Source organism: Corynebacterium sp. UMB8791, assembly GCF_054166365.1.
This window is the reverse complement of the sequence record NZ_JBSZCG010000072.1, coordinates 1-15,606: the sequence shown is the minus strand read 5'-3', so window position 1 is coordinate 15,606 and position 15,606 is coordinate 1. Positions and strand designations below refer to the sequence as shown.

The window sequence follows — 15,606 nt, the reverse complement described above, 5'->3', positions numbered from 1 at the left end:
CCCAATTACAAAAGGAGTCACAAACATGGCTATTACCCCAGTTGTTGTCCCAGGTCAGAAGCGCGAAGAGTTCGGCAAGGGCGCTGCACGTCGCCTGCGTCGCGACGGCCGTATCCCGGGCGTTCTCTACGAAGCTGGCATCGACAACATCCACTTCTCTGTCGACCGCATCGAGATGACCTCCATCGTGCGCAACGAGGGCGTCAACGCCATTGTTGAGCTGGAGCTCGACGGCGAGAAGCTGCTCGCGATGGTCAAGCACATCGACCAGAACGTGATCACCCTCGATATCGACCACATCGACCTGCTCGGCATTAAGCGCGGCGAGAAGGTTGTCGTCGAGGTCCCTGTTGTCACTGTCGGCGAGGCTCACCCAGACGCAGTCGTCCTGGTCGAGTCCGACCTGATCGAGATCGAGATCGACGCTCTGAACATCCCGGACGAGATCGAGGTCAACATCGATGGCAAGGAGATCGGCGACCTCATCACCGCTGCCGACGTCACGCTGCCTGAGGGCGCTGAGCTGGTGTCCGCTCCGGATCACCTGCTGGTGAACTTCACCTACGAGCAGGTTGACGAGGATCTCGAGGCTGCAGCTGAGGAAGCTGAAGAGGGCGGCGCTGAAGCTGGCGCAGAGTCCACTGAGGAAGCTGAGTAATCCTCCCGCTGCGTTTCACAACGTTTCGACGCCCCGTTCCACATGCGAACGGGGCGTTTTGCTGTCTTTGCCTATGATGTGGGAATGACTGCTTCACCAATCATCGTCGTAGGCCTTGGAAACCCTGGCCCGAAATACGAAGGAACGCGCCATAACGTAGGCGTGTCTGTTATTGAGGAGCTCGCGGGCAGAGCAACGATGTCGCCGGCAACGCTTGCGCTGCACAAGCGCACGAATACCCAGGTTGCGGAGCTCGCCGCAGGCAGGCTTCTGGCGGACCGTCGAGTAGTCCTGGCACGTACGCATAGCTACATGAACGTGTCCGGCGGCCCGGTCAAGGCGCTGCTTGACTACTTCGACGCCTCCCCCGCGGACCTGTACGTGGTCCACGACGAGCTTGACCTTCCGTTGGGAGAGGTGAAGCTGCGCACCGGCGGAGGCGACCACGGGCATAACGGGCTGAAGTCAGTGACCCAGTCGCTGTCGAAGCTGAAAAACGGCAAGAACTACAACAAGCTCGCGGTCGGGATTGGACGCCCGCCTGGCAAGATGCCGCCGGCGGACTACGTGCTGCGCCAGTTCGCGGCGAAAGAGCAGATCGATGTCGCGATTGCTGTTGCCGATGCGGCCGACGCGTTCATCGCCCACGCGCAGGGTTAACGGAGTTTGCCGGTACCTGCCATCCACGCTTCCACGGCCGCCGCGGGCCCCGTAGGCAAGGTGCCTCGGCGGGCACCGACTAGGCAGTAGTCATTGTTCAAGGTCATGGGGCGCAGGTAGGGGTACAGCGGTGGCAAATCTGGGTGTGCCACCGTGAATGCGCTCTGGATGCCCTGGGCGACCCGTCCGCTGAACGCCCTGCTGGCCACCGCTGGTCGATCGCTTTGGAGAAGCTCTCGGTTGCGTGGGCTCGTTCCGGCTTCGCCCGACAGGAGGAAGACGCTGCCGCAGGAGACCGCCACGGCACCGGCATCAATGAGGAGGTCGACTTCCTCAGGGGTCCGCGCGCCCCCGGCGGCGATGATTGGTACCCCAATGCCCTTGAGCGCGCGGACGAGCTCCGGAGTGTCCCGCGGGTCTGGAGTGTCGTTCGGCGACCACGTTGCGCGGTGGCCTCCTGCAGAAATTCCTTGCACCACAAGTGCGTCAACGCCACGCGCGACGGCAACCTTCGCTTCTTCTTCGTTGGTGACGGTCGCCCAGGCCTGCGCGCCGGCGTTGTGTGCGCGTTGAATTTCGTGCTCGGAAAAACACCCGAACGTCGAGGAGACCACTGCAGGGCCAGCCTCGAGCGCAATCGCAAACTTATCCTCGAAGCCACAGCTCAAGTCAACATCCGGCACCTCCACCCCAAGTTCCGCGGCCAGCGCGCGGACGTCACGCTGATCGGGCGCAATCTGCTGTGGCATGAAGAAGTTCACGCCAAAGTTGCCGTTGACCTCCGCAAGTTCTTCGCGGGCCTGCGCGACGCTACAGGTCCCAAACGCAAGGAACCCAAACGTCACGGCGTTTACAAGGGCCGGCGTGGAGGGTCCTCCCGCCATCGGAGCCGCAATAATCTTCGGTAGCTGCATACCCATACGCTAACGGCTCCCACCGTGAGAATCGAGGGGTTTTGCCTTACACTAGCCTCCGTGTTGAACTTCTTCCGCCGCTTCAAGCGCGCCAACCCCGCCCCTGAGAGCATCGACTGGCTCGTGGTTGGGCTGGGCAATCCTGGTACCGAGTACGAGCGGACGCGACACAACGTCGGCTACCTCGTTGTGGACGCGCTCGCGAAATCGCTTCCGGTCATCGCAGGTCGCGATTACTCGTTCGCGGTGAAGGACGGTGTGGCCTACGCCCGCGCGCACACCTACATGAACGAGTCCGGCAAGGCCATCGCTCCGCTCGCCACGCGCTACAACCTTCCCCCGGAGCGGATCGTGATCGTCCACGACGAGCTGGACCTGCCTCCGGGCAAGGTTCGTTTGAAGCAGGGCGGCAACGAGAACGGCCACAACGGGTTGAAGTCGCTCACGCAGGAGCTCGGGACGCGCGACTACGTGCGGGTGCGCGTCGGCATCGGCAGGCCGCCGAAAGCAAGCGGCATCGCTATCCCCGATTGGGTGCTTGCGGAATTCACAACCACCCCCACTGACGCAATCGCGTTAGCTGCCGATGCCGTCCACGCAATCACCAGCACCGGGCTCGCGCAAGCGCAAAACGAGATCCACCCGCGCAGCTAACCCGGCTCTCCTACTGGGAAGCGTGGTGGTGACGCAAAAACTGTTCCAGCGCATTCAGCATCTTCGTCAGGTCTGTGTTCTTCTGCGGGCGCGGGGTGAGGGTGCCGTTGGTGGCGTCGTCGAAAAGTGAAAGGGCAACTTGGTTGCGCACGTCGAACATCGAAAAGTTTGCGACGATCTGCCGCCAGTGCTCCACCGCGCGAATCGCGCCGTCGGCGCTGTACCCAACGAATGCGACGGGCTTCATGGCCCACTCATCGCTAAGGCTGTCGTAGGCGTTCTTCATCGCGCCGGGCACGGAATGGTTGTGCTCAGGTGTAACAAAGATGTAGCCGTCGCAACTATCGACTGCGCGAGACCAGGCGGTAACGCGCTCGTCGGCGTACTGTTTGTTCGCGCCCCCTGGTAGCGTCGCCGTGTCGAGCAGCGGGACTTGAAACTCCTGGAGGTCAAGGATCTCGTAGGTGATGTCGGGGCTGTTCGCAGCGGCTTCAGCGACCCAGTGGGCAACTTGCTCGCCGAAGCGGCCTTGGCGAATGGATCCGAGCACGATTCCGACTTTCATCACAAACCTCACAGTGTTGCGTTACGTTGACCTAATTCTTTCCCAACCGCGGCGACTATAGCACCGCCGCTTCTCACCCTACCTGCCTCCGGTTGTCTATCTCCCCCGCCTTGCGACTACGCTTGAGCACTTATGAGCACGTCTACTGGTACCCGCGCAGAGGCCCACCGTCGCCGCACGTTCGCAGTCATTGCCCACCCCGATGCTGGTAAGTCAACACTGACGGAGGCGCTCGCGCTGCACGCGCACATTATTTCGGAGGCAGGTGCGGTGCACGGCAAGGGCAACCGCAAGTCGACGGTCTCTGACTGGATGGATATGGAAAAGGAGCGCGGCATTTCGGTCGCGTCCTCGGCGCTCCAGTTCGAGTACCTCCCCGAAGGCTCAGAGGCGACCACGCCGTACATGATCAACCTGGTTGATACGCCTGGCCACGCCGACTTCTCCGAGGACACCTACCGCGTGCTGTCCGCCGTCGATGCCGCTGTCATGCTTATCGACGCCGCCAAGGGCCTCGAGCCGCAAACCCTGAAGCTCTTCCGCGTCTGCAAGGCGCGCGGCTTGCCGATCGTCACTGTGGTCAACAAGTGGGACCGCATCGGTCGCGAACCGCTCGAGCTGGTCGACGAGATTGTCCAGGAGATCGACCTGCAACCGACGCCGCTGTACTGGCCTGTCGGCGAGGCTGGCGACTTCCGTGGGCTCGCCCACATCAACGCTGACGGCGAGGCAGACAACTATATCCACTTCATCCGTACCGCCGGCGGGTCCACCATCGCGCCGGAGGAGCACTACTCCCCTGATGAGGCCGCCGTCCGCGAGGGCGAAACCTGGGAAACCGCCGTCGAGGAGGCCGAGTTGCTCGCCGCTGACGGCGCTGTGCACGACCAGACACTGTTCGAGCAGTGCGTGACCTCCCCAATCATCTTCGCCTCCGCGATGCTGAACTTCGGCGTCCACCAAATCCTGGACACGCTGTGCGCTATTGCCCCGGCCCCGCAGGGCCGCGACGCCGACCCGAAGGCCGTCGAGACCTCCACCACCGCAATGGATTCCCACCGCGAGCTCGACGACGACTTCTCCGGCGTGGTGTTCAAAGTCCAAGCTGGCATGGACAAGCACCACCGCGACACCTTGGCGTTTATGCGAGTCATCTCCGGCGAGTTCGACCGCGGCATGCAGGTTACCCACGCGCAAAGCGGCCGTTCATTCTCCACCAAGTACGCGCTGACTGTGTTCGGCCGAAACCGCGACACCGTGGAAACCGCCTTCCCCGGCGACATCATCGGTTTGGTCAACGCCGGTTCGCTCGCGCCGGGCGACACCATCTACGCAGGCAAGAAGGTGCAATACCCGCCGATGCCGCAGTTCGCACCGGAACACTTCCAGACGCTGCGCGCTAAGTCTTTGGGCAAGTATAAGCAGTTCCGTAAGGCCCTCGACCAGCTGGATGCGGAAGGCGTTGTCCAGATCCTGCGCAACGACCTGCGCGGCGACGCTGCTCCGGTCATGGCGGCCGTCGGCCCGATGCAGTTCGAGGTCATGCAGGCCCGCATGGAGCTGGAGTACAACGTGGAAACAGTCACGGAACCAATCCCGTACTCGGTGGCACGTCGCACCGATGCCGAATCCGCGGAGGCGCTTGGTCGCCAGCGTGGCGTCGAGATCTTCACGCGCACTGACGGCGAGCTCATCGCCCTGTTCGGTGATAAGTGGCGCCTGGCCTTCATCCAGAAGGAGCACCCGAACCTCACGATGGAACCACTCGTCGCCGACTAGGCCTCCGGCCCCTCCTCGACGTCGTCGTCTTCCCCCTGCTCTTTGAGCGCGGAGGCACTGCGGTCGATCCAGTGCTGCACTTTCAGCCGGAAATCGACCGCTTTCGTGCTTCTCGGCGGGACCTGAATGATTGTTTTTGCGTCATAGCCGACCTGCAGCTGTTTCACGCGCAGCACTTCCGCGTCGATCTTGACGCCTTCAAGTAGCACGACGTTCATCACCCACACCAGAACAAGCACGGCACCTGCCGTACCGAACGCCCCGTACGCGCTCGAAATCCCGATCGTGCCGATGAACCACGAAAAGCCAAGCCAAATAATGAAAATCGCCGTCAACGCCATCGAAGATCCGAGGGTGAGCAGGCGAAACTTCTCCGGCCGTACGTTGGGCGAAACGTAGTAGAGCACGGAGATCAACGCGATCGCAGTCACGATGATGACTGGGAAGCGGGCGTAATCCCAGACAGGCAGGAAGATCTTTGTCAGGTAATCAACGGTATCTGTCATCCCTAGAGGTTCTGCGATCGGCTGCAGCAGACCGTTCACAATTGACTCGCGCAAAAACGTGCCGACGATGATCACGATCACCCCAAGCACCATTATCAGCGTGGTGACCCACATGGTGAACCACGTGCGGACCAGGTTGCGCCCCTCTATGCGGCCGTACATGACGTTCGCGTTCCGGGAGAAGGACCGCACGTACGCGGATGCGGAAAGGAGCGAGACCACGATCGATACCACCAGCGCAATCGTGCTCTGCGCCGGGGTGCCAATCACCGTCAGGAGGAAGCGCAGGGCCTCATCCTCCAATGCTTCGGGTACATAGAGTGCAATGAAGTCGTCAATGATGTCATTGACGGCGGCCTCGTCACGTGGCAGCAGCAGCGTCGCGATCGAGTAGACCGCCAAAATCATCGGAGCGATAGACAACACGGCGTAATAGGTCAGCGCAGCCGCGCGGTCAAGCATCGCGTCAACGGAGAAGTCTGCAATGACACGCTTGGCCACGTATACCCAGCCCTGCGGCGTCACTCGGTTATCTTTTGTGAACACGTCAGGCCTGTCGCTGTGCTGCGGCACGTGCACGAGTTCGCCGGGACCATAGGGCACGACGTAGTCTGTCGCCGGAGGCGATTCGCTGTGTTCCATGGCGTTTACCCTAGTACAGGGTATCGTGTGCACCATGAGCGTGTTGGGTCAGATCAAGAAATGGTTCGGGGCGGGCGCTGCTCCTGCACTCGCAGAGTACCCGACGGAGTATGAGCGTGTGGAGCTCCCGGTGCTCAAGGTCACGACTGCGGCGCTCTCTCCAGGTTCGGACGAACGATTGGTCGTCGTGACCTCTACACCGGCGGCACTCGCGGAGCTCCAGCGTATCGACGGCCCGCTCCAAATGATCTGCCCCGGCGCGCGCACCGTGACTTGGGTGCCCGTCAAAAAGCCCGCTGTTCCTGTACTCGACCCCAATGCTGGATGGGTCATCCCGCTGACCGCTGAGGCGCGTCAGGAAATCGCTTCGCTGCCGGCGACCGAAGGCGAGCTCGAGCTGCAGACCATGCACCTCGCGTTCATTCTCGAGTCTGTACAGTAAGCCCCATGGATTCCGTTTCCCAGCTCTCCACCAGTACGCAGGACTATCTCAAGTCACTCTGGGCGCTCACCGAATGGTCAGACACGAAGGTGACCACCAAGGTGCTGGCGGATTACATGGGGCTTCGGCTCTCGAGCGTGTCGGACGCCGTCAAGAAGCTTGCTCAGCAAGGGTACGTACACCATAAGCCTTACGCGCCCATTACGCTGACGGAGGAAGGCCGCGCGCACGCCGTCGCGATGATTCGCCGTCACCGCCTCATCGAAACATTCCTCGTGGAAACGCTCGGATACTCGTGGGACCAGGTGCATGACGACGCCGAGGTCCTCGAGCACGCCGTTTCGGAATTCATGCTGCAGCGCCTCGACGCCCACCTCAACTACCCTTCCCGCGACCCACACGGCGACCCCATCCCCGCCGCCGACGGCACCGTGCCGCAATTCCACGCTGAGCCGCTGAGCACGATCGCCCCAGACAACGACGTCGTGGTCCAACGTGTCTCCGACGGTGACCCGAGTCTGCTGCAGTTCTTCGACACCTCCGGTATCACGGTGGGTACGCACTTGCGTACCCAGCAGGCAGCCCCGTTCTCTGACACCGTCGAAGTGCTTATCGACGGCCAGCAACCTCCACTTGCGCTCGGGAAACGCGCAGCGGACGCCGTGTGGGTGACCGCCGAGTCTGCCGAGTCCACCGGGCCCACAAGGCGCAGCTGAGGAACTCGAGCCCGTAGATGACAGTCATCGTGGCGGAGGTGGGGGCGTCGAGAAGGTAGGCGACGCCGAAGCCTGCGACTGCCCCAACCGCAGCGAGCAGAACCGTCAGGGCCATCATGCGAGGTACCGTCGTGGCCAACTGTTTGGCTGCTGCCGCGGGGATGACCACCAGCGCAATGACCAGGATCGCCCCGACTGCGTTGAACGCTGCCGTTACGGTCAACGACACCAGGAACATAAACGCGATCGACAGCATGCCCACTGGCACACCGATGCTGCGCGCGAACTGGCCATCAAACGTGGACGCGAGAAGCTGCGGGTAGAAAAGACCAATCACAGCCACGTTGAGTACGAGCACGGCAAGCATGATGTAGAGGTACACCGGCCCGATCTGCACACCGCCGAGGCTGAGCTGGTGCCACGCGGCCAGGTTCAAGTCCCCGACGAGCACCGCGTGCGTATCCAGGTGCACGTTCGAGAAGTGCGAGGTAATCAGGATGACGCCCACGCTGAACAGTGCGGGGAAGATAAGCCCCTGCGGCGCGTCACCAATCACCAGGCCCGAATCCCCGAGCCACTGGGCGCCGAGGACCACCAGCACGCCCGCCAGCGCGGCACACACGATCACCACCGGCGAGTTCAGGTTGTTCGTAAATAAGTACCCCAGGGCAATGCCTGGCAGAATCGCGTGCCCGATGGCATCAATGAGCATGGAATGCTTCCGCAGCACAACGAATACCCCCGGCACCGCGCACGCGCTAGCCGTCACTACCGCTAACAAGAGTGTCCCGACGATAAAACTCACGATCCCACCTCCGCTTTCGTTGCAGTTTCCAGCCTGGCGCGTAGCGCTGCGGTTGCGCGCCGCTGTGCGCGAGCCCGTGCGATAACGCTGCGTTTCGGAGCGAAGAGGAACGACACCAGAAAAATCGCGAACAGGACAAGCACGATGACGGGGCCCGTCGGCACGTTGCCAAGCGCGATCGATAAGTAGGATCCGACACCGCTGCCGACCGCCCCAAACACGCCCGCGAGCACGACCATCGCTGGCACTGTTTGCACCCACTGACGCGCCGCAGCAGGCGGAGTTACAACGAATGCCACCATCAGCACCAGCCCCACCGATTTGACCCCGATCACCGTCGCGAGCGCGATCGTCATGAACATCGCCGTGTCGATGACCCTCGGGTGGAACCCAAGCATCGTGGACTGCACGGGGTCGAAGGAGCGCAGCTCGAACTCCTTAAACAACACGCACATCACGCAGACCGCGAGCACCCCGACGATGATGCTGATTCGCAGGTCCGCTCTGGTAATCACTGACGCGTTGCCGAACAGGTAGTCCTGAATCCCACCTTTGCCTGGGAACGGATTGTTTGTGATCACGTCCAGCAACAACATACCGAAGCCGAAGAAGAACGACAGGCTGATCGCCATCGCTGCATCAATCGACGTCCGTGTCCGGGCAGTAATCGTGTTCGCCACCATCACCGCACTTGTACCAGTGATGACAGCGCCCACGAGCAGCGCAACCATGTTACGGCCGTCGACTCCCAGCCCGACGCACAGCAAAAACGCCAGCAGCGTCCCCGGAAGTGCGGAGTGGGAAATCACATCACTGGTCAGCGATTGCTTCCGCAGGTACGCAAACGTCCCGAGCATCCCCGCCACAGCGCCGATGATGGTGGTCCCCCAAAACACCATGGAGTAGGTGTGGTTTGCAAAGAATGCACCAAGGCTTATCGACGTCCCCATCACAGCACACCCAACAATCCCATAGAGTCCGCACTCAATCCGTACGTCTTCGCGATCATCTCCGGCGTAAATGTCGTAGACACCGGGCCCGATGCAATCACTGTCTTGTCCAACAGCGTCACCGCATCGCAGTACGTTGGTACCGTTGCGAGGTCGTGATGGACCATCACCATCGTCGTACCTGCCTCGCGCATGTCGCGGAGCACGTCGATAATTGTCGCCTCACTTTTCGCATCAATGCCCTGAAACGGCTCGTCGAGGAAGAACAGGTCCGGGTCCTGCACTAACCCTCGTGCGAGGAACACCCGCTGGCGCTGCCCACCGGAGAGCGCACCAATCTGGCGGCTGGCGAAATCCTGCATCCCTACGCGCTCCAACGCACCGTACGCGGCGGCGCGTTCGCGCTTCCCCGCCCTGCGGAACCAACCGAGGCTCCCATACGTGCCCATCGTCACCACGTCAAGCACCGTCGTAGGAAAATCCCAGTCAACGCTCGCGTGTTGAGGCATGTAGCCCACACGGTGGCGCACTGCCTTGAGAGGCTGGCCGAAAAACTCGGTCGCCCCGGTCAACGTCGGAACAAGACCCAGCATTGCCTTGATCAGGGTCGACTTGCCGGCGCCATTCGGCCCGACGACCCCCATAATGACGCCTTCTGGGACCCGCACCTCCACCTGCTCCAGGACCGGATCAAGGTGGTAGGCGACGGAAAGATTATGCGTCGCGCACGCAAACGTCTGCGTAGTCATGGGTTACTTGCCCCCGAGCGCTGCAGCAACTGCTTCAGCGTTATGCAGGAACGCCCCGATGTAGGTATCCGTTGGCGCGGTGGGGCCGAGGGTGTCGGCGAAGAGCTCCTCGTCAGAAATGGCGACATCCCACCCGCGGGCGTGCACAGCCTCCTGCAGGCTCTTAATCGCCTGCGGGTTCGCCTGATTGTCCTGGAAGATCGTCGGCACCTTGTTGTCCGCGATGAGATCCGCAAGGTCCGAAAGTTCCGACGCCGACAGCTTCGCCTCTGTGGAAACAAAGTCCGTCGCGTACACATCCAACCCGTAGGTCTTGCCGAAGTAGTTGAAGGCATCGTGGCCGGTGATCAAGATGCGTGGCCCAGTGATGTTCGCCAGCATGGTTGCAGCCTTTTCGTTCGCATCCGCGATTTCCGCCTGGTATTTCGCGGCGTTCTCGTGGTACTCATCGGACTTCGAAGGGTCGACCTCTGCAAGCTTGTTTGCGACCTCGCCGACAACCAGGCTCCACGCCTCTGGACTGTTCCATACGTGCGGGTCATGCAGAGGGTTGCCCTCAGCATCGGTTTCTGGCCAGTCAAGCAGCAGATTGTTCGGCAGCTTGTCTCCTACTGCCAGCTGGCGGTCCCCGAGGCTCTCCAGCTGCTTGATCATCTGAGCTTCGAGGTGCAGGCCGTTCCAGAACACCACATCGGAGGACTGAATCTTGTCGATGTCCTTCGTTGAGGGCTGGTAGGTGTGCGGGTCCCCGCCCGGGCCAACCATCGTGGTGACCTCCGCCTCAGGCGCAATGTTGGCGATGGCATCCGCGAGGTAACCCGTGGTTGCGTAGACCTGCAGCGCACCGTCGGCGTTGATGCCGTCCTGTGTCGCCTGGTTGTCCTCGGTAGACGAGCAGCCTGCGAGCCCTACGCCCAAGGCAAGCGCGCATGCAGTGAGGATCCTGGATGTGCGTGACATGAAGTGTTTCCTTTCAAACTAAGGTGTACCTCACCAACTCTAAAGTTCGCCCTACCGAACTTGCAACTTATTATGTGCAAACTCACACGAAGATATGGTTGAGCTGCACAAATAGAGAAAGGCCCCGCGGGAGAATTCCCACGGGGCCTTTGTAGAGAGAAGTTTAGAACTTCAGAAGACCTGATGCCCATGCCGCAGCGTAGACCGCCGCCAACACACCGCCGACTGCAGCGATAATGCCGACGATCATCCCCACGTTGTCAGACGCGGACGACTTGTTCGATTGACCAGCCGTGTTCACACCTGGATCGGTCTGCGGCTGCTGTGGCGTCGGCGTCTCCACCTCAATACGGTCCGGCTCTTCCGGCGCCTGACGCCCGGCCTTCGGGTCCAGAATGCGGCGCGCGGACTCCTTCAGTCGGTCACTAGCGTTTGGATCCTTCTCGATCTCCTTACGGATGCGCTCCATCTCTTCCGCGGTGTAGTCAAGAACGGAGACCTGGTACTCCTCCTTGAATACTTCCTCGCCTTCGCTGTTGACGATGCGGATTTCAAGCGGCATCATCGAGTCGCGCAGCGAGGTAGCGTTCTTGATCGGGATTTCAACACGTGCAGAAGGTTCCGCACCGCTGGCGTTAATCTGGCCAGGAACAGTGACTTCGATTGGCTCCGCGCCCGTGATCGTCGGGTATTTGGCGTACACCGTGAACTTGTGCAGATCCAGACCGAGGTTGCGGATCTCACCAGTCAGTACGTCGGTTGAACGGTTCGTCACCACCGCCGCATCTTCACCACCGGCCAGACGGAAACCGGCCTTTCCAGGGTTCTGATCTGCAGCAATGATTTCTAGCTCGCGAGCAGAAATATTGTGGCTTGGCTCCGGAATGTCGTCGGTGCCAACGGTGCCTTCACCTGAGCCAATGTATTTGCCCTTGAGGTTCAGGTTGTCCCAGTCCGCTGGTACAGAGTATTCGCCCTCGTAGCAGACGACGCCGTCCTGTTCGCACTTCTCCTTCGGGTACCTCTTGTCGGTCTTGGGGACCGATTCATAGGCCTGGTCGGAGTAGTCGAAGTGCGACCACTGGTAGAGGTAGTTCATGACCGACTTGTACGTCGGCAAATACGCCTCGGTATCCACCGGGTTCGTCGACAGTGCGCCATTGTGGGTCAGGCCTAGGTTGTGGCCGAACTCGTGCAGGATGGTGTTTCGCAGCTGCTCTTGGTTGGTCACGTTCTCGTGGTAAGACACGTAAAACGCAGAGTCGTTGACCAGGCCGGTACCCGTCGACCAGTCGCCTTTCTCCATCTGGTCGCCGATAATGCCGACGCGGAACACCGACTCACGAGTACCGAGCAGCTCCTGGCGCTTTTGCCCTAGCTTGTCTCGCTTCGACATACCATCCGCGAAGTACAGCGGGGTGAAGTCCTCCGTTGGGCCACCGTGCCTGTTCTCGTAGTTAGGGATGGAGGTGTAGAGGTCACCAGCATCGATATGGAGACGAATCCCGTGCGCAGCGAACTTATCCTCCAGCTCCATCAGGGACTCACGGGAAGGCCGGTACACGTTCGCGTTCGCCTCAGCGCACTTCGCAAACTTCTCAAAGTCTTGGATGTTCGCGCCGAACTTATTCACCTCGTTGCAGTTCAGCGTCTCCCACTCAGACTTCATCCAGTTCAACTGCAGGAACAGATCTTTCTGTCCTACTTTCGCCCCCCACCTGTCGAGTGGAAGCTGGGTCCCGTCAGCAGCGGTAAACCCCACCTTCTCCCACTCATCCGGCAGCCCATCCTGGTCAGTGTCTTTCGCCGTGGGCTGCGTCTGGATGAAGATGTTCGCGGTAACCGACGCCGTCCCCTGAACTGGTAGTTCCTTGTTCCACGCCGCGTACTGGTAGCCGGCGCCGTCTTCGGCAACTTCACCCACCCGGCTAGCTTCGCCAGACTCGATCGCGTGCCCCGCCGCCTTTGAGACGTCAGCACCACGGAAGTTCACCGAAACATCGTAGCCAGGTTTTTCGGCAGGACCGAAGTTAAACCTTCCGCCTCGGTAGGTACCTTGATACTGCGCATACTTTGGCACGGCAGAGAACATCTCAATGTCAATCTTGCGGTCACGCTTCGACTTGTTCGTAGCCTCGACCGTCACGTCCATCGAATTTGTGCCGATCTCAATCGTGCGCGTGATCTGGATTTCGGTGTTCGCATCGTAGTGCGTCAGGATGACCTTGTAACCGATCTCGTTTTCTTCAACGTCAGACTTCGTCTCAGTCGGAAGGAACGCCACCTGTCGCCCGTCGACGGTCAGGACAGTCTGCAGGCTGCTTTCGAGCAAACCGCCGACCGACTGCGGATTCTGGAACGTCGTGTTCAGCTTCGACCCGTACGCCAGGTTCGAAGTAGCAAAGCCTTCAGTCTTCGAATCATTCTCGATCCAGACGCCGCCGGGATTCTTTTGAACGCCAGCCTCAGCGATGGGCTGCACCCCACCGAAGGCAAGGCCTGCGCACAGCGCGATAGCAAGAGCTCGTTTCATCTTCACTTTTCTCGTCCTTTATCCCGAAATGTTAAATCCGGCGTTCTTCAACGCATGCGTCACCGCATTAAACGGCGGAACATGCTTGTTACTGTCCCACAACCAGAAGAGTAAGACACCAAGGCCCTCAGCGGCGATCATGAACGGCACGATCCACCACACGCGCTCCCAGTTCAGCTCCTTTTGCGTCGCTGTTTGCTTAGGCACAACGTGTAGGTCGATCAGCTGCTGTGAGCCATCTTCCCACGTCACAACAACAGGAACGTTAATCTCTTTTGGCTTCTGACTACGTGGCACCGTAGCTCGCACCTCGCCCGTTTCCGGGTTGATATCGACGTTCGCGTCCTGGTTCTTGTAGCTCTTTGGCAGCCCATAGTGGACGCCAGAGAACTGATCTTTCGGCTTGGCAAAGCCCTCTTGCACAGCGTAGTCGACTGTGTTCTTCCTAGCTAACGAGTTAGCAGTTGCCTTCAACTCGATGATTTGGTGCCCACCGGGGAAGTCAACGCGCAGCTTCGAGGTGTAGGTGCTGTCTGCCTCGGTATCTGCCGGAATCTTTGCAGTGACGCGGCCTGTCGCGCGGTCAATGGTGATCGGAATGCCACCGTCGTTTTCGATGGAGAACACGCTGCCGTAGACAGGATCGCCCTCTGGTTCAGCGGTGAACGCCTTACCAGGGGTCACGATTTGCTGTGCATAGCGCAGCTTGTGTGCCTCGAGTTCCTCCGGGCTGAGTTGGTTCACGATGTGCACAGGCAGTGTTACGTACTCCCTTGACCCATCCGTGTAGCTGGCCAGGATGTGTAAGTTGTAATCCTTATCCTCGACGCTTTCGGGAACCACAGCCTCGACGACCCCCGTGGCACTGTCGACGGCGACGTTCCATCCGCGGAGGTCAGCGTTCTTTCTAGCGTCCCAACGGAACTCGGTGCCAACGGGCAGCGGTTCGCGGGAGTTGAGATCTGCAACGAACTTTCCACCTGGCGCCACGCGGGCGTCATCATAGGAGATGTCCGTTACTGTCTTGAGCAGCGGAGGGATCACCTCAAAAGCGGCGTCCGTCTTCAGCTGGCTGCCGTCGGGCATCGTCACGGTCACCGGAATTTTGACGGTCTCCCCGACCTTGGTGCCCCTCGAAGCGATGTACTTGACCTCGCCGGTGTTCTTATCGATCGTAGCTTCTGGGTATGAAGTCTCAAACATCGTCCCACGAGGCACCGGCTGGTTAATGAAGTCGTAGCCGTCTTTACGCAGCGTCAAGCTCGGTGTGATGCTTGAACCGACAGAACCGGGACGAACGTAGCTGGTTGGATACTTGAAGGCGTATCGATCAGCGCCACTAGCTGATTCCTGCAACTCAATCCTGACGGCAAAGTCAGGTGCGTTCGAAGCGCGAATCTTGACGGTGTACACACCGGCCTTCGTCGTTTCGAGTGGTGCAACCTCCACCGTGCCGTCACGGTAGACAGTCACCCATTCAGGAGTCCCACCGATCTTTTCAAACTCGGTACCGGTCTCATTCTCCTCGTTTGGCATGACCACTTTGTGCTCACCTGGCTTCAAGTCAATCTTCGGCCATGTATAGAAAATGGTTTGCTCAGCAGGCAGCTTCAGCGAGGTGATGATGAACGTGTCTTCTTTGACGGTGATCCAACCCGAAATAAAGCGCGGTTTCTCCGGGTCCTTTCCGCCATAGATTTGGTAGCGGTACGAACCTGGGTCGACGATAAACGCAACTGCACCATTCTCGTTGGTGCGCGCAACGTGCGAAGTCTTCCCGTCCTGGCTCACGAACCGTACCTCGGTGTCCTGCAGTGGTGAACCATCGGTATCGAGGAAGAGGTACGAGCGCTTCGCTTTCCCTTCCGGAAGTTCCTCAAACCCCAGCGAGTTTGAAGTATCGACGGCAACTTCGTCGATCACTCCCGGAGAATCTTGCTCGGCACGGGCATATGTTGGAGCACTACCTGCGGACGCAAGCATGATTGAAGTCGCCGTTGCGACCGCGAGCCCGGTTTTACACTTACCTCGACGCACTATTGCCTCTGCCTTACACTTCTTCGAATCACCCAT

General features: G+C 60.2%; 15 protein-coding genes. 6 read left to right on the top strand and 9 right to left on the bottom strand.

The window, feature by feature from the left end; genetic code table 11:
* Positions 1-25: 25 nt before the first annotated feature.
* Both ACXIUA_RS01945 and pth (ACXIUA_RS01940) read left to right on the top strand, forming a co-directional pair.
* The gene (locus ACXIUA_RS01945) at positions 26-658 is read left to right on the top strand and encodes a 50S ribosomal protein L25/general stress protein Ctc (protein ID WP_070362778.1); all 633 of its coding nucleotides are present in this window, start codon (positions 26-28) and stop codon (positions 656-658) included.
* An 84-nt stretch (positions 659-742) separates the two neighbouring features.
* Entirely contained in the window at positions 743-1,318 is a 576-nt protein-coding gene (gene pth, locus ACXIUA_RS01940; RefSeq protein ID WP_457975963.1) for an aminoacyl-tRNA hydrolase, read from the top strand.
* On the opposite strand, the gene ACXIUA_RS01935 is transcribed toward pth (ACXIUA_RS01940), so the two are convergent.
* Positions 1,315-2,238: a nitronate monooxygenase gene (locus ACXIUA_RS01935; RefSeq protein WP_457975962.1), complete on the bottom strand. Its 924-nt coding sequence runs from the start codon at positions 2,236-2,238 to the stop codon at positions 1,315-1,317. The two genes, pth (ACXIUA_RS01940) and ACXIUA_RS01935, sit on opposite strands and share 4 nt — an antisense overlap.
* 54 nt (positions 2,239-2,292) lie before the next feature.
* Between ACXIUA_RS01935 and pth (ACXIUA_RS01930) the strand changes: the two genes are divergently transcribed.
* Positions 2,293-2,886: an aminoacyl-tRNA hydrolase gene (pth, locus tag ACXIUA_RS01930; RefSeq protein ID WP_457975960.1), complete on the top strand. Its 594-nt coding sequence runs from the start codon at positions 2,293-2,295 to the stop codon at positions 2,884-2,886.
* A gap of 10 nt (positions 2,887-2,896) precedes the next feature.
* On the opposite strand, the gene ACXIUA_RS01925 is transcribed toward pth (ACXIUA_RS01930), so the two are convergent.
* Positions 2,897-3,451: an NADPH-dependent FMN reductase gene (locus tag ACXIUA_RS01925; protein WP_252931165.1), complete on the bottom strand. Its 555-nt coding sequence runs from the start codon at positions 3,449-3,451 to the stop codon at positions 2,897-2,899.
* Between the two features lie 132 nt (positions 3,452-3,583).
* On the opposite strand from ACXIUA_RS01925, the gene ACXIUA_RS01920 reads away from it, so the two are divergent.
* Positions 3,584-5,230 (top strand): peptide chain release factor 3, encoded by a 1,647-nt coding sequence (locus ACXIUA_RS01920; protein ID WP_457975959.1) that lies wholly within the window; start codon positions 3,584-3,586, stop codon positions 5,228-5,230.
* On the opposite strand, the gene ACXIUA_RS01915 is transcribed toward ACXIUA_RS01920, so the two are convergent.
* Complete coding sequence (locus ACXIUA_RS01915; protein WP_071573295.1) at positions 5,227-6,378, bottom strand: YihY/virulence factor BrkB family protein; 1,152 nt, start codon at positions 6,376-6,378, stop codon at positions 5,227-5,229. The genes ACXIUA_RS01920 and ACXIUA_RS01915 overlap by 4 nt on opposite strands.
* Here ACXIUA_RS01915 and ACXIUA_RS01910 point away from each other — a divergent pair.
* Together ACXIUA_RS01910 and ACXIUA_RS01905 are read left to right on the top strand one after the other, a co-directional pair.
* Positions 6,377-6,820, top strand: coding sequence for a hypothetical protein (locus ACXIUA_RS01910; RefSeq protein ID WP_070479302.1), 444 nt, complete (start codon positions 6,377-6,379; stop codon positions 6,818-6,820). The two genes, ACXIUA_RS01915 and ACXIUA_RS01910, sit on opposite strands and share 2 nt — an antisense overlap.
* 5 nt (positions 6,821-6,825) lie before the next feature.
* Positions 6,826-7,536: a metal-dependent transcriptional regulator gene (locus tag ACXIUA_RS01905; RefSeq protein ID WP_083329492.1), complete on the top strand. Its 711-nt coding sequence runs from the start codon at positions 6,826-6,828 to the stop codon at positions 7,534-7,536.
* On the opposite strand, the gene ACXIUA_RS01900 is transcribed toward ACXIUA_RS01905, so the two are convergent.
* The 6 genes from ACXIUA_RS01900 to ACXIUA_RS01875 all read right to left on the bottom strand — a co-directional run.
* Positions 7,430-8,341, bottom strand: coding sequence for a metal ABC transporter permease (locus ACXIUA_RS01900; protein ID WP_070976163.1), 912 nt, complete (start codon positions 8,339-8,341; stop codon positions 7,430-7,432). The two genes, ACXIUA_RS01905 and ACXIUA_RS01900, sit on opposite strands and share 107 nt — an antisense overlap.
* Positions 8,338-9,291: a metal ABC transporter permease gene (locus tag ACXIUA_RS01895; RefSeq protein ID WP_070976161.1), complete on the bottom strand. Its 954-nt coding sequence runs from the start codon at positions 9,289-9,291 to the stop codon at positions 8,338-8,340. Before ACXIUA_RS01895 ends, ACXIUA_RS01900 begins: the two co-directional genes overlap by 4 nt.
* Positions 9,291-10,040, bottom strand: coding sequence for a metal ABC transporter ATP-binding protein (locus ACXIUA_RS01890; RefSeq protein ID WP_070976160.1), 750 nt, complete (start codon positions 10,038-10,040; stop codon positions 9,291-9,293). Before ACXIUA_RS01890 ends, ACXIUA_RS01895 begins: the two co-directional genes overlap by 1 nt.
* A 3-nt stretch (positions 10,041-10,043) precedes the next feature.
* Entirely contained in the window at positions 10,044-11,000 is a 957-nt protein-coding gene (locus ACXIUA_RS01885) for a metal ABC transporter substrate-binding protein (protein ID WP_070362790.1), read from the bottom strand.
* A gap of 163 nt (positions 11,001-11,163) precedes the next feature.
* Positions 11,164-13,533, bottom strand: a complete 2,370-nt coding sequence (locus ACXIUA_RS01880) for a hypothetical protein (RefSeq protein ID WP_457975958.1) — start codon at positions 13,531-13,533, stop codon at positions 11,164-11,166.
* Positions 13,534-13,551: 18 nt separating this feature from the next.
* On the bottom strand, positions 13,552-15,606 hold a 2,055-nt coding region (locus ACXIUA_RS01875), incomplete at its 5' end, for a Rib/alpha-like domain-containing protein (RefSeq protein WP_457975957.1).